Origin of the sequence: Dactylosporangium sp. CA-092794 (assembly GCF_050948465.1) — a bacterium.
In the GTDB taxonomy this organism is placed as follows: Bacteria; Actinomycetota; Actinomycetes; order Mycobacteriales; family Micromonosporaceae; genus Dactylosporangium.
Genome location: NZ_CP192044.1, coordinates 4,306,011 through 4,321,043 on the forward strand (window position 1 = coordinate 4,306,011; position 15,033 = coordinate 4,321,043).

A 15,033-nucleotide genomic window follows, 5' to 3' on the forward strand; every position below is an offset into this window, starting at 1 on the left:
CTGGCGATCCTCGCCGCAGTGTGTGTACCCGGTATCGGAATCCTCCCTCCAGTGGCCGAAGCCAAGGCTCCGGACGATCCGGCAACGCGGGCGTTCGCGCAGATCGCCGCCCTGCAGCAGATCAAGCAATCCCTCTCCGCGACCGAGCGCAAGCTCGACAGCCGGCTCGTCGTCGAGCTGCGCGGGCGTAAGGACAAGGCGACCACCGCCGCGACGCCGAAGGTGTCGACCGGCGTCGCCGTGACGAAGGCGGGCACCACCAAGGTCGACGTGCACAGCACCGCCGTCGACGACGGCCTGCTCGCGCGGCTGCGCGGGGTCGGCGCCGGCGTGCGCTACTCGTCGCCGAAGACCGGCACCGTGACGGTCGAGGCGCCGGTGACCGCGTTGACCACGATCGCGTCGTGGTCCGACGTGACGAGCGTCGGCCTGGCCGACGGGGCGATCACCGCCCGGGAGACCACGGTGCCGCGCACCACCAACGGGCCGCAGGAGTCCAAGGAGTCCAAGACCGCCCGGGTCGAGAAGGCGCTGAGCGCCGCCGCGCCCAAGCTGGCCGCCGGTCAGGGCTCGATCGTGTCCGAGGGCGACCGCACTCAGGCCGCCGACACCGCCCGCACCAAGTACAAGGTGACCGGCGTCGGCGTGAAGGCGTGCGTGCTGTCCGACGGCGTCGACTCGCTGGCGGCGTCGCAGGCGGCCGGCGAGCTGCCGCCCGACGTCGACGTGCTGACCAACCAGGACGGCTCGGGCGACGAGGGCACGGCGATGCTCGAGATCGTCCACGACCTCGCGCCCAACGCGAAGCTCGGCTTCGCCACCGCGTTCACCAGCGAGCAGAGCTTCGCCGACAACATCCGGGCGCTGCGCTTCACCGCGCACTGCGACATCATCGTCGACGACGTGCTCTACTTCCACGAGTCGCCGTTCCAGGACGGGCTCATCGCCCAGTCGGTCAACGCGGTGACCGCCGACGGCGCGTTCTACTTCAGCTCGGCCGGCAACGAGGGCAACACGCTCGACGGCACGGCCGGCAACTACGAGGCCGACTTCGCCGACTCCGGGCGCAGCGTCGGCAAGTTCGCCGGGCTGGCGCACGACTTCGACCCGGGCCCGGGCGTGCAGATCTTCGAGCCGCTGTCGCCGGGCAGCGCCGGGGTGCCGGTCACGCTGTGGTGGGCCGACCCGCTGGGCGCCTCCGCCAACGACTACGACCTCTACCTGCTCGACGCGGCCGGCAACGTGCTGTCGTTCTCCCAGGACGTGCAGGACGGCAACGACGACCCGTGGGAGATCCTCGGCACGGGCGGCGGCAGCGGGCAGCGGCTCGCGGTGGTGAAGTACTCCGGCGCCACCCGCTATCTCCAGCTCAGCGCGCTGCGCGGCCGGTTCACCGACTCGTCCGACGGGCTCAAGGCCTTCTCGACGCCGGGCGTCACCCGCGGGCACAGCGCGGCGGTGCAGGCGTTCTCGGTCGCCGCGGCGCCGGCCCACGACCCGCTGCCGTTCGACCTCGAGGCGGGCGACCCGCCGAACCCGGCCGGGCCCTTCCCGAACGTGTTCACCAAGGACTCCAAGCTGGAGCGCTTCACCTCGGACGGGCCGCGGCGGGTGTTCTTCAACGCCGACGGCACGCCGATCACCCCCGGCAACTTCAGCGCGACCGGTGGCGCCGTGCGGCAGAAGCCGGACCTCACCGCGGCCGACGGCGTGGCCACCTCGCTCGGTGACTTCTCGCCGTTCTTCGGTACCTCGGCCGCGGCGCCCAACGCCGCGGGCATCGCCGCGCTCACGCTGTCGGGCTCGCCGGGGCTGACCAACGCCGAGCTGCGCACCGCGCTGATCGGCACCGCCCTCGACCTGGCGCCGGCCGGCGTCGACACCCGGTCCGGCGCCGGGGTGATCCGGGCCGACCTGGTGCTCAACTACACCGGTGCGACGCCGCAGCCGCTCGTGCAGGCCGGCACGCCGACGGTCACCCCGGTCAACGGGGACGGCGACGCCTACCTGGAGCCCGGTGAGCGGGCCAACATCGTGCTGCCGGTGATCAACGTCGGCGACGGCAAGGCCACCGGGGTCAACGTCGTGGTCGACACCGACGACGCGCGGGCCACGGTGACGCCGCACGCCCGCTCCTACAGCAACGTCGGGCCCGGGGAGACCAAGACCAAGGACTACACGATCGCCCTCGCGGCCGACTACCCGGTCGGCCGGCCGGTGAAGCTGTCCGTCAAGATCTCCTTCGCCGGCGTGCTGTCGCCGACGGCGTCGACGCTCGTGATCCCGACCGGCCAGCCCTCGGCGACCGCGCAGACCTTCGCCTACAGCGGCCCGCCGTTGGCGATTCCGGACAACGACCCGACCGGCGCGTCCGCGACGATCTCGGTGTCCGGCGTCGGCTACGCGTCCGGGCTGACGTTCTCCGTCGACGGCGCGACCTGCACCGCCGACGTCGGGTCCACGACCGTGGGCCTGGACCACACCTACGTCGGCGACCTCGTCGGCACGCTCACCGCGCCCAGCGGCGCCACCGCGACGCTGTTCTCGCGCAGCGGCAGCAGCGGCAACAACCTGTGCCAGGTCGTCTTCGACGACGGCGCGGCCGCTCCGTTCACCTCGGTGAGCTCGAGCAACGCGCCGTTCACCGGCACCTGGCGGCCCAACGGCTCGCTCGCCGGGCTGCGCACCGGCTCGGTGGACGGCACCTGGACGTTCAAGGTGGCCGACGCGGCCGGCGCCGACACCGGCTCCATCCGGGCGTTCTCGCTGCACATCGCCGGTTTTGAGGCGAGCTGACCGACCCGTTCCACCGCTGTGAACCGAGCCGCCCCGGCACCGTCGCCGGGGCGGCTCGCCGTTGCTGGTATCGCAATGGATCGGATCCGGTGGTCGTTCGGGAGCGGCTGCGGATCAGTTCTGGCGGGACAGCGCGCGCATTGTCTGTCTCAACGATGCTGACCTTGGTCACGTCCGCTGGCGTGGTGTATGAGGCCAGCGCCTGATCATGCTGGTTGATGTCAGCCGGCCGCCGCCGCGGGCTGGGCGTCGGTGGCCACCCGCGGGGACAAGCGATCATCGACGCCGACCCCGGTGGCGGCGCGGCCGACCGGTGCGAATGTCGCACCCGTCGGGCGCGCCATCCGATCCGCGCGGCCGGGCCGGACGTATGTCTCCGTGATCATGATGCCCGCGGTGACCGCACACCGGGTTTGCCATGATCCCGGAGACTTGTGGTACACGGGGGTACATCAGCGCTCCACGATCATGAAAAACCGTTGGTGTCGACGCCGGTTGCGCATGATCACGGAGACTTCCGGCCCCTGCGCCGGGCCCCGCGGCGTGCGGCCGCCCGACGGGTAGGACGTGATCGCCGATCGTGCCCACCCCGGGGCGTTGGGACGCGCGGGCCGGGCACCGCTTGGTCGCCAGCGGGCATGGCGGCCAGCACGCAGTCCGAACCCACGGCCGGCTGGAGCACGGCGGTCACGGTCCGCGCCAACCGATCGTTCTTGCCAAGAGCTTGCGATAGCAGCAGACTGCCAATAGGGGCCGGGCGACGGTTCGCGGTATGGGGAGGACATCGTGCACATTCCGGACGGGTACCTGAGCCCGCAGACCAGCGCCGTGTTCGGCGCGGCGATGCTGCCGCTGTGGTGGCAGTCCGCCCGGCGGGTGAAAAAGGTGGTCAAGAGCCGCTACGTGCCCCTCGTCGCCCTGGGCGCGGCGTTCTCGTTCGTGGTGATGATGTTCAACGTGCCGATCCCCGACGGCACCACCGCGCACGCCGTCGGCGGCGGCCTGATCGCGATCCTGTTAGGGCCGTGGGCGGCGTGCATCGCCGTGTCCATAGCCCTGCTGATCCAGGCCCTGTTCTTCGGCGACGGCGGGATCCTGGCGTTCCCGGCCAACGCCTTCAACATGGCGGTGGTCCTGCCCTTCGTCGCCTACGGCGTGTACCGGCTGCTCACCCGCAACACCGCGCTCACCTCCCCCCGGCGGGTGTGGGCCGGCGCGGTCGGCGCCTACGTGGGGCTCAACGTGTCCGCCCTGGCCGCGGCCATCGAGTTCGGCGTGCAGCCCGACCTGTTCCACAAGGCCGACGGGACCCCGCTGTACGCCCCCTTCCACCTCTCCCAGACGATCCCCGCGATGCTGCTGGCCCACCTGGTCGTGGCCGGCGTCGTCGAGGGCGTGCTCACCGGGGGAGTGGTCGCCTACCTGCAGCGGGCCAACGTGCCGCTGCTGCGGATCAACGCACCCGAGGTACCCCTGACGCCTGACGAAGTGACCCGCAAGACCGTCAGCCCCGTGCGTGCGGCGCTGGTCACCCTCGGCATCATGGCCGTGCTCAGCCCGCTGGGCCTGCTCGCCCCCGGCGGCGCGTTCGGCGAGGACGCCCCCCAGGACCTCGACCTGGCCAAATACCATCTCGGCGCGGTGCCGGAAGGGCTGCAGCGCTACACCGACTTCTGGGGCAGCACGCTGCTGCCCGGCTACGGCGACGGCAGCTGGTGGCAGTATCTGCTCTCCGCCCTCATCGGCGTGGTCGTCGTCGCCGCCCTGGTCGGCGGCGTGACCTGGCTCATCGGCCGGATCCGCGGCGGCGAGCGGGAGGCCGCCGACCTCGACACGCCGCCGGTGCGCTCGTGACCGCCCCGGCGCCCGGCTGGCTGCTCGAGCCCGAGGTCGGGCTCTGCCCGTGCGGCTGCATCGGCAAGCGGCGCAAGGGCAGCTTCGTGGCCAAGACCCTGGCCGGCGCGTCCGGCGTGCTGCGCCAGGCCATCTTCTCCGAGGACGTCGCCGCCGGGCGGGGGCTGCTGCAGCGGCTCGACCCGCGGGTGAAACTCGTCACCATGGTCGGGCTGCTCGTCGTGGTGGCGCTGGTGCACTCGCTGCCGCTGCTCGTCGGCGCCTATCTGGCCACCGTCGCCCTCGCGGTCGCCTCCGGGCTGTCCCTCGGGTTCTTCATCAAGCGGGTGTGGCTGTTCATCCCGATCTTCACCGGGATCGTGGTGCTGCCGGCCACGCTGTCGGTGGTGACACCGGGCGACATCCTGCTGCCGCTGTGGCACTGGCACGGGCACACCCAGGGCGTCACCGAGCAGGGGCTGCACGGCGCCGGGCTGATCGTGGCCCGGGTGGCGACGTCGATCTCGCTGGTCGTGCTGCTGACCCTGACCACGCCGTGGGTGCGGCTGCTCGCCGCGCTGCGGGCGCTCGGCGTGCCGAAGATCTTCGTGCTCATCATCGGCATGGCGTACCGGTACCTCTTCCTCCTGCTCGACGCCGTCGACGACATGTACACCGCCCGCAAGGCCCGCACCCTCACCGCCGAGGCCGGCAAGCGGCGGGTCGCCGAGGGCCGCCGGTTCGTCGCGGCCGGGGCCGGCACCCTCTTCGGCAAGGCGCACCAGCTCTCCGAGGAGGTCCACCAGGCCATGACCGCCCGCGGCTACAGCGGCAACGCCCGCACGCTCAGCGGCTTCCGGCTGGGCGCCGCCGACGCCGTGTGGAGCGTGGCGGTCACCGCGCTCGCCGTCGCGCTGCTCGTCGCCGACCTCAAGGTGGGCCGGTGAACGTCTTCGAGTGCACCGACCTGCACTACGCCTATCTCGATCGGTTCACCGCGCTCGACGGCGTCAGTCTGCGCGTGGGGTACGGCGAGACCGTGGCCCTGCTCGGCGCCAACGGCTGCGGCAAGTCCACGCTGCTCAAGCTCCTCGACGGGCTGCTGTTCGCCGACCGCGGCACGTTCCGCGCGTTCGGCGCGGAGGTCACCGAGGACAAGCTCGAGGACGAGCAGTTCAACCACGGCTTCCGCGCCCGCGTCGGCTTCGTGTTCCAGAACTCCGACGCCCAGGTCTTCTCCCCGACGGTACGGGAGGAGATCGCCTTCGGCTGCCTGCAGCTGGGCCTGGACCGCGACACCGCCGCCGGCCGGGTCGACGACGTGCTGGCCATGCTCGACATCGCCGAGCTCGCCGACCGGGCGCCGTTCCAGCTCTCCGGCGGGCAGAAGAAGCGCGTCGCGATCGCCTCGGTGCTGGTCATGAACCCGGAGGTGCTGCTCTTCGACGAGCCGACCGCGGCGCTGGACCCGCGCACCCAGTTCTGGCTCATCGAGCTGCTCGAGCAGCTGCGCGCCGCCGGCAAGACCATCGTGCTGGCCACCCACGACCTGGACAGCCTGCCCGACCTCGCCGACCGCTGCGTCGTGTTCGGCGAGGACCACCGGGTCGCCGCCGACGCGCCGACCGCGGACGTCCTCGCCGACCGGGAGCTGCTGCTGGCCGCCAACCTCATCCACCGCCGCGCCGTGCGCCCCGCGCGGCCGTGATCGTGAGTTGTGGCACTGCGGCGTTCGGTGATTGACGGCCCGTGCCTCCCGGCCGTAGCGTCGGCCCGAACGACGGTGTCAGGAAGCCGGTGTGAAACCGGTACGGTCGCGCCACTGTGAGCCGTCCGCCCGCGCAGGGCGGCCGGCGAGTCAGACCCTCCACCGTCGGCCGCCACTACACAGAGGGACGCTCGATCCCTGAAGGAGGCCTCATGGAGAAGCGCATCATCGCCCGCGGCGCGCTGGCCGGGGTGATCGCCGGGCTGCTCGCGTTCGTGTTCGCGCGGATCTTCGCCGAGCCGCGCATCCAGGACGCGATCGACTACGAGTCGGGCCGGGACGAGGCGCAGGAGGCCCTGGACAAGGCGGCCGGGCTCAGCGTCTCCGAGCACGGCGGCGAGCTGTTCAGCCGTACCATTCAGGCCAACGTCGGCATCGGGGTCGGCATGATCGCCTTCGGGCTGGCGATGGGCGCGCTGTTCGCCGTCGCCTACACGATCTGCCTGGGCCGGGTCGGCAACGTGCGGCCGCGCACCCTCGCGCTGCTGCTGGCCGGGGCCGGGTTCCTGGCGCTCTACCTGGTGCCGTTCGTGAAGTACCCGGCCAACCCGCCCGCCGTCGGGCACGAGGAGACGATCGGCCAGCGCAGCGCCTACTACCTGATCATGGTGCTGGCGTCGGTGCTGTTCCTGATCCTGGCCGTCATCCTCGGCCAGCGGCTGCGCCACCGCTTCGGCACCTGGAACGCGGCCCTGCTGGCCGGCGCCGCGTTCGTGATCGCGGTCGGCGTCGTCATGGCGGTGCTGCCGGCCTTCGGCGAGCTGTCCTCCAACGTCGCCGAGTACGGCCACCACGCCACGGAGACGCCGCAGCCGCTGCGCGACCCGCAGGGCACGATCGTGTTCCCCGGCTTCGACGCCGACGTGCTGTACGACTTCCGGCTCTACTCCCTCGGCGCGCAGCTGCTGCTGTGGGCCGCCATCGGCCTGCTGTTCGCGCCGATGGCGGAGCGGCTGCTGGGCAACCGCCCGGTCCGCACGGCGCCGGTCCGGGAGACCACCCCGGCCTGAGGCCCGGGGGAGACCACAGGCGCGGCGGGGCCCGGAGGCTCCGCCGCGCCGCCGTCCGCGGGCCAGCCGGCGCGGCCCGCGGCCGCGGGTCTTCAGCCCATGGTCCGGGTTCACCCACGCCTGACCGGATCGGGCCGAGGTGCGAGCCGATCGTCTGATCATCCCCGAACGGCCGATCTCGCTACACTCAAGCGGTGCTGGTCAGCGACGTCATGACGGCGTTTCCGGCGTACATCCGGCTCGGCGCGACGATCCGCAGGGCGGCCGAGGTGGTCAGCGTGTCGGAGGTCGGCCAGCTCATGGTGCTCGACCACGACGGGCGCTTCGTCGGGTCACTGTCCGAAGAGGACCTCGTCCGGGCCATGCTGCCCGGCTTCGACGACGTGACCGAGGCCGGCGGCACGCTCGCCGACGCCTTCCGGGTCTTCCTGGAGCGCGGCCGGGCCCTCGCCGACCGCGTCATCGACCCCCTCGTGGTGCGCGACGCGGCGACGGTCCGCTCCGGCGACGAGCTCGCCCGGGCCGCGGTCGTGATGCTCGACCGCGGGATCCGGCGGCTGCCGGTGGTCGACGACGGGGCCCTCGTGGGCACGCTGTCGCGGGCCGATCTGTGCCGAGCGGTGATCTACCATTCCTGACCTGCGGCTGGTCCTCACCGATCGGCACACCCGGGAGAGCACCGAGCGGGTGTGCGCGTTACCGGCCACGCTCGGGCGGGACGCGGCCGCGGCGGCGGTGGTGCTGGACGACCGCGACGTCTCCCGCCGCCATGCCCGGCTCGACGTGGTCGAACAGCAGCTGGTGCTCACCGATCTCGGCAGTACCAACGGAACATTCGTCAACGACGAGCGAGTGACGCGGCGCGTGCTCGTGCCGGGGGACTTGCTGCGCATCGGCCGGTACGAGCTCGCGTGGGCGTTCTTCGACCCCGACGCGACGGCGTTCATCGATCCGGCCCAGCTGACCGCGCTGCGGCCGGCCGTGGCGCCGGGGGTCGCCGCGCGGCGGGTGGTGGAGGCCGCCGAGGCGCACAACCGGCGGGTCGGCCACGAGCTCGACGGGTTCCTGTCGCTCGCGCACGGGTTCCTGCCGGCCGAGCCGCCGCTGCTGGCCTTCCCGGAGTCGCACCGGGCCTGGGACGACATCACCGACCGGCTGCCGGAGCTGTTCCGCCGGCTGTCGCTGCGCCGGGCGTTCGACGCGATGCCGGTCCTCGACGCCCGGCCCGAGGCGCTGCCCGACCGCTACCTGCTGCGCGCCTCGACGCTGCTCGGCGTGTTCTCCCACGCCTACCAGTACATGGCGATCGACCCGCCGGCCGCCCTGCCCGAGTCGCTGCTGCGCCCGTGGACCACGGTGTCGCGCCGGCTGGGCAAGAAGCTCCCGGCCGTGTCGTACATCGACCTGTTCTTCTACAACTGGCGGCTGCGCGACCCGGCCGGCCCGCGCGCCCTGGACAACCTCGACCTGCTCGTGCCGACCTGGAACAACGCGGCCGAGCGGGTCTTCTACCTGGTCACCACCGAGTTCGCGATGGGCCTGACGCCGGTGCTGGGCGCCATGCTCGACGCGCAGGAGGCCGTGGTCGCCGACGACCCGGCCGCCCTGGAGCGCGCGCTGCTGGTGATCCTCGACCGGCTGCAGCACGTCACCCAGGCCATCTATCCGCAGATCGACCCCAACCCCCGCGCCCGGCACCCGCTCGACCAGGTGCTGTGGGCCAAGACGGTCGGCACCGCGGGCGTGCCCATCTTCGACGGCGCGCCCAGCCCGAGCGGCACCGCACAGCCGCAGATCCACGCCCTCGACGCGTTCCTGGAGCGCCGCGACTACGGATCGACGGTCGGGCAGCAGAGCGTCTACCTCGCCGGCTACTTCCCGCGGCACTGGCAGGAGCTGGTCGCCGCGCTGCGCGAGGTGTCGGTGCGGCAGTACGTCGAGGACACCCGCAACAGCGCGCTGCGCGGCATCTACAACGCGATGCTCGACGCCTATGTCGGCGACCGCGGCTGGATGGGCCTGCACCGCATCAAGGCCTACGGCTTCCTGGAGGTCGCGTTCAAGGTCGGCCGGCAGGTGACCACCGGCGCCCGGTTCACCGGCCTGTTCAAGGACCGCACCTGGGACAAGGTCGACGGCGAGCTGGCCGTCGTGCGCGAGGAGCGCCGCCCGCCGGTCGGCCCGCCGGTGGTGGCCGGCACCACCCGCCGGGGCCGGGTCGTCACCGGCGCGTCCGGCGCCTGGACCTGCTACCTGGACATCGACGTCGCCGGCCAGGGCGTGCACCACCTGCCCGGCGACCGGGTCGGCGTGCTGGCCGAGAACGACGACGACCTCGTCCGCCGGACCGTCGCCGCGCTGCAGGCCACCGGCGACGAGCTGGTGCCGCTCACCCCGGCGTGGCGGGCCGCGGTGTCCGGGCGGGCCGGCTACGGCGAGGTCGACGTGCTGCCGCTGCGGACGCTGCTGCGCTTCGCCCGGATCCGCCCGATCGGCCGGGACGTGGCGAAACGGCTGGTGCACCTGACCGCCGTGGGCGCCTGGCAGCGGGTGGTCGACGCGCGCATGGAGGACCAGTGGGAGCTGTGGGACGTCCTCAACCTGCTGTACGCGGCCGGATTCGACGTCACCCGGCTGTGGAAGGCCGGACCGGGCGACGGCGACGCGTTCTGCGCGGTGATCCCGCCCGAGCCGTTCCGGCTCTACTCGATCGCCTCCGCGCCGCCGCCCGGTGAGCCGGCCACCACGCTGCGGCTGGTGGTCGCCGGGCTGAGCTACACCTCGGCCCGCACGCCGTGGTCGTACCCGCGGGAGCGCCACGGCGCCGCGTCGCACTTCCTGCGCCGGGCGAGCGCCGAGGGCCGGCAGAAGCTGTCGCTGCAGATCGTGCCCACGCCCCGGTTCCGGCTGCCCGCCGACCCCGCCCGGCCGATCGTCATGTTCGCGGCCGGCTCCGGCATCGCCCCGTTCCTGGGCTTCGTCGCCGCCCGCACCGGGCCCGGCGAGAACCGGCTCTACTTCGGCACCCGCACGCCGGAGGAGTTCGCCGAGCACGCGGACCTCGACGCGGCGGCGGCCGCGGGCCGCCTGACGCTCTCCGTCGCGTTCTCCCGCGCCGACGCCGAGGTCGGCTTCGACGGCCAGCGCCACGTCGTGCGGGCCGGCCGGCGCCGCCGGGTCGACGACGTGATCCGCGCCGAGGCGGACGCCCTGTGGGAGCTGCTGCGCTCCACCGACGACGGCGGCCGCGGCGCGTTCGTCTACGTGTGCGGCAGCGCCCGGTTCTCGGTCGCGGTGATCGAGGCGCTGACCGCCGTCGTGCCGGGCGACGGCCGCGAGTTCCTCCGCCAGCTGGTCGCCGACGGCCGCCTGGGCCAGGACGTCTTCACCACCTACCTGGGCCACGCGCAGCAGGGCCCCCGCTTCGAGGTGTCGGAGCTGGCCCGGCACACCACCGCCGAGGCGGGCTACTGGATGGCGATCGGCGGCGCGGTCTTCGACGTCGGCGAGTTCCTGCACCTGCACATCGGCGGCCCGCACATCATCCGCAACCACGTCGGCCTCGACGCGACCGCCGCCTACCGCAAGGTACTGCACCACGCCCACGCCGAGATCGACGCCCAGCTCGCGATGTACCAGATCGGCCACCTGCGCCGGCTGCGCTTCGGCGCCCGGTGGGGCGTGGTGCTCACCGAGGACGGCCTGCGCTCGATGCCGCTGGAGGAGCTGTTCCGCACCTGGGTGCGGTTCGTCTACCTGCTCGTCGGCATGGAGAACGCGCTGAGCGCCGACTACGGTTTCACCACGGCGGTCACCACCCTGGGCGAAGACCCGCGGGAGCTGACGCCGTTCAAGGCGCAGTACGTCATCGAGGCCCACCGGCGGTTCCTGGTCAGCTACCTCGACGGGCTCGTGCACGAGGACCTGCGCACCCTGTGGCAGCTCACCGCCGGCTTCTGCGACCCGCACCTGGACATCCGCACCTTCGACACGGAGCTCGCCGCCGTCTCGGCCCGCCCGGAGGCGGCGCTCGTCCGCCACTCCGTGCCCGCCGTCAAGGAGCTGCTGCTCTCCGGCGACGACCTGCGGCCGGTCACGGCGCTGTGCCGGATCTACGCGTACGCCGACGTCCAGCTCCTGCGCGAGCTGAAAACCGCCGTGCTGAAGGGCATCCGCGCCTTCGAGACCCACGAGGCCGACGTCGTCGAGCGGTCCGGGGCCACGCTGCTGACCGCGGCGAGCGACGCGCTGGCCGCGGTCTCCACCTACTACCAGCGCCTGGCCGACCAGACCCGCGGCCACGGCATCACCGCCGCGGCCGCGGTCGAGGAGCAGATCCCGGCCGACCGCGGCATCCCCGGCCACGGCGGCCCCCTGGCGCTGCCCGGCTGACGCCCGCTACAGCCGGGCGAGGATCGCGCTCGTCGCGTATGCGTCCCGCACGCCGGGCGGACACACGGCGCGGCGGCTGGAAGTCTCCGCGATCATGCGCAACCCGGCCTCGACACTAACGGTTTTTCATGATCGCGGAGTGGTGATGTACCCCCGTGTACCGAAAGGTTCCGGGATCATGGCAAACCCGTGGTTCGGTCGGCGCGGGCGTCATGATCACGGAGACTTGCATCCGCCCGGCCCGGCCGTGCGACATCCGCGCCTCCCCCCGAGGGTCGGCGGTTGATCGCAGCGCACCGCCGGCCCTCGACCGCGCTCCGCGCGGCTCCGGTTGACAGAATATACCCCCTGGGGGTAAACCTGTTGTCGGAAGTTACCACTACCCGGTAGGGGTAACTTCGCGAGAAGGAGACCGTCATGACGACGCAGACCTGCGCGGCCCGCACGGTGAAGCGGTAAAGGGGGAGCAAAATGGAACCGATGGCTCACCACGCCGGGCACGACATGCACGCCGGGCACGACAAGCATGCCGGGCATGATCCGGAGATGTTCCGGCGCAAGTTCTGGCTGAGCCTCGCGCTGACCGTGCCGGTGGTGCTGACCAGCGACATGGTGATGGACTGGTTCGGCTACCGGCTCGACTTCCCGGGCGTGACCTGGGTGGGCCCGGTGCTCGGCTCGGTGGTGTTCCTCTACGGCGGCTGGCCGTTCCTGGTCGGCGGCGTCCGCGAGGTGCGCGACCGGGCGCCCGGCATGATGCTGCTCATCTCGATGGCGATCACCGTCGCCTACGTGGCGTCGCTGGCCACCAGCGCCGGCCTGTTCGGCCTGGACTTCTGGTGGGAGCTGGCCGCCCTGGTGACCATCATGCTGCTGGGTCACTGGCAGGAGATGAAGGCGATCGGCCAGGCGCAGGGCGCGCTCGCGGCGCTGGCGGCGCTGCTGCCCGACGAGGCCGACGTCGTTTCCCCGGGGGGTACCGTCCAGACGGTGCCCGTGGCGCACCTGCGCGTCGGCGACGTGGTCCTGGTCCGCTCCGGCGCCCGCGTGCCGGCGGACGGCCGGGTCGTCGAGGGCGAGGCCGAGCTCGACGAGTCGATGATCACTGGCGAGTCCCGGCCGGTCCATCGCGGCACCGGCGACCGCGTGGTGGCCGGCACGGTGGCCACCGACTCGGCGCTGCGGGTGCGCGTCGAGGCGGTCGGCGACGACACCGCCCTGGCCGGCATCGGCCGGCTGGTCGCCCAGGCGCAGCAGTCCTCCGGCCGGGCGCAGGTCCTGGCCGACCGGTTCGCCGCGGTATTGTTCTACGTCGCCACGGCGGCCGCGGCGGTCACGTTCGTGGCCTGGTGGGCCCTCGGCGAGCTGGGCGACTCGGTGGTACACACCGTCACCGTGCTGGTGATCGCCTGCCCGCACGCGCTCGGCCTGGCCATCCCGCTGGTGATCGCGCTGTCCACGGCGGTCTCGGCGCGGTCCGGCATCCTGGTCAAGGACCGCCTCGCCCTGGAGCGGATGCGGTCGGTCGACGCGGTACTGTTCGACAAGACCGGCACCCTGACCCGCGGCGCCCACGCCGTCGCCGGCGTCGCCGCCGCACCCGGCACGACCGAGGACGAGGTGCTGCGCCTGGCCGGCGCCGTCGAGGCCGACAGCGAGCACCCTCTCGCCAGGGCGATCGTCGCGGCCGCCGGCCCCCGCGCCGCCCGGGCGAGCGCCTTCCGCTCACTGACCGGCCGCGGCGTGCAGGCGACGGTCGACGGCACCCGCTACGCGGTCGGCGGCCCGGCCCTGCTACGCGAGCTGAACGCCAAGGTCCCCGACGACCTCGCCGAGCGAACCGCGGTGTGGTCGAAGCGCGGTGCCGCCGTGCTGCACCTGCTGCGCGTGGACGACAGCGGTGCCGAGGTGCTCGGCGCGCTGGCGCTCGAGGACGAGATCCGTCCCGAGGCCCGCCAGGCGGTCGCCGACCTGCGGGCGCAGGGCATCCGGCGGATCGTCATGATCACCGGCGACGCCCGCCCGGTTGCCGAGGCGGTCGCCGCCGACCTCGGCCTGGACGAGGTCTTCGCCGAGGTCCTGCCGGCCGACAAGGACCGCGCCGTCGCCGAGCTGCAGGCCCGCGGCCTCACCGTGGCGATGGTCGGCGACGGCGTCAACGACGCACCCGCGCTGGCCCGCGCCGACGTCGGCATCGCCATCGGCGCCGGCACCGACGTGGCCATCGAGTCCGCCGGCGTGGTACTCGCCTCGTCCGACCCGCGCGGCGTGACCGGCGTGATCCGGCTGTCCCGCGCGTCGTACCGCAAAATGATCCAGAACCTGGCCTGGGCCGCCGGGTACAACATCATCGCCATCCCCCTCGCAGCAGGCGTGCTGGCCTGGGCCGGCCTCACCCTGAGCCCGGCGGTCGGGGCGGTGCTCATGTCGGCCTCCACCATCGTGGTCGCCCTCAACGCCCAGCTCCTCCGCCGCGTCCGGCTGACCCCCGACCCGGCGTAACCAGTCCGCCCGCAGCGGGTGCACCACTGCCGCTCCCCGCTGCGCCGCGCGAACTCTCCGCGATCATGCGCGTTTCCGTCGCGATGCCGCAGTTTTCCATGATCGCGGAGAGTTTATGCACCTATAGGTACATAATCCATCCGTGATCATGAAAAAGTGCCGTGTGTGCTTTGAATTGGGCGTGATCGCGGAGAGTTATAGTCCGGCGTCGCCTGCGAGTCGGCATGAGCATGACCCCGCATAACCGAAATGTCGGATATGTCCGTCACGGAGTGGCGGACATATCCGTAGCGGGCGGTATGTCGTGCGGGTGGGTCCGTCGGAGGCGCGGGCGGCGGCGGTGAGCTGCGTGTTTGGTGCGGTGACAGGCGCGTCGCGCTTTCGGGCCGTGCGGCCTTCGGGAACCGTGACACTGTCATGGTCCTCCGAACCGTGACACTGTCATGGTCCTCCGAACCGTGACACTGTCATGGTCCTCCGAACCGTGACAGTGTCATGGTCCTCCGAACCGTGACACTGTCATGGTCCTCCGAACCGTGACAGTGTCATGGTCCCGGAACCGTGACAGTGTCATGGTCTTTCGAACCGTGACAGTGTCATGGTCCTCCGAACCGTGACAGTGTCACGCTCTTTCGAACCGTGACAGTGTCATGGTCTTCGGAACCGTGACAGTGTCATGGTCTTCGGAACCGTGACAGTGTCACCGGGACCGTGACAGTGTCACGGTTCGGG

General features: G+C 72.2%; 8 protein-coding genes. All 8 read left to right on the top strand.

The genetic code is table 11. The features are described 5' to 3' along the window. The first annotated feature begins 51 nt into the window (after positions 1–51). The 8 genes from ACQPXD_RS18590 to ACQPXD_RS18625 all read left to right on the top strand — a co-directional run bounded on the left by ACQPXD_RS18590 (position 52) and on the right by ACQPXD_RS18625 (position 14,301). Complete coding sequence (locus tag ACQPXD_RS18590; protein ID WP_432840085.1) at positions 52–2,796, top strand: S8 family serine peptidase; 2,745 nt, start codon at positions 52–54, stop codon at positions 2,794–2,796. A 786-nt stretch (positions 2,797–3,582) separates the two neighbouring features. Then, positions 3,583–4,650, top strand: a complete 1,068-nt coding sequence (cbiM, locus tag ACQPXD_RS18595; RefSeq protein ID WP_432840087.1) for a cobalt transporter CbiM — start codon at positions 3,583–3,585, stop codon at positions 4,648–4,650. After that, the gene (gene cbiQ, locus ACQPXD_RS18600) at positions 4,647–5,576 is read left to right on the top strand and encodes a cobalt ECF transporter T component CbiQ (RefSeq protein ID WP_432840089.1); all 930 of its coding nucleotides are present in this window, start codon (positions 4,647–4,649) and stop codon (positions 5,574–5,576) included. Before cbiM ends, cbiQ begins: the two co-directional genes overlap by 4 nt. Beyond that, positions 5,573–6,337 carry an energy-coupling factor ABC transporter ATP-binding protein gene (locus ACQPXD_RS18605; protein WP_432840091.1) on the top strand — a complete coding sequence of 255 codons (765 nt, stop codon included), beginning with the start codon at positions 5,573–5,575 and terminating at the stop codon, positions 6,335–6,337. Before cbiQ ends, ACQPXD_RS18605 begins: the two co-directional genes overlap by 4 nt. Positions 6,338–6,549: 212 nt before the next feature. Then, positions 6,550–7,407: a CbtA family protein gene (locus ACQPXD_RS18610; protein WP_432840093.1), complete on the top strand. Its 858-nt coding sequence runs from the start codon at positions 6,550–6,552 to the stop codon at positions 7,405–7,407. A 194-nt stretch (positions 7,408–7,601) separates the two neighbouring features. Next, positions 7,602–8,045 (top strand): CBS domain-containing protein, encoded by a 444-nt coding sequence (locus ACQPXD_RS18615; RefSeq protein WP_432840095.1) that lies wholly within the window; start codon positions 7,602–7,604, stop codon positions 8,043–8,045. 49 nt (positions 8,046–8,094) lie between these two features. Next, a complete protein-coding gene (locus ACQPXD_RS18620; RefSeq protein WP_432840097.1) occupies positions 8,095–11,799 on the top strand; it encodes an FHA domain-containing protein in 3,705 nt (1,234 codons plus the stop codon). A 480-nt stretch (positions 11,800–12,279) separates the two neighbouring features. Further along, on the top strand, positions 12,280–14,301 hold the full coding sequence (locus ACQPXD_RS18625; RefSeq protein WP_432840099.1) for a copper-translocating P-type ATPase: 2,022 nt from the start codon (positions 12,280–12,282) through the stop codon (positions 14,299–14,301). Positions 14,302–15,033: the final 732 nt, after the last annotated feature.

What these genes read in the sequence shown, in the direction of transcription:
- ACQPXD_RS18610 (WP_432840093.1), top strand. Translation starts at nt 6,550, where the DNA reads ATGGAGAAGCGCATCATCGCCCGCGGCGCGCTGGCCGGGGTGATCGCC.
- ACQPXD_RS18625 (WP_432840099.1), top strand. Translation starts at nt 12,280, where the DNA reads ATGGCTCACCACGCCGGGCACGACATGCACGCCGGGCACGACAAGCAT.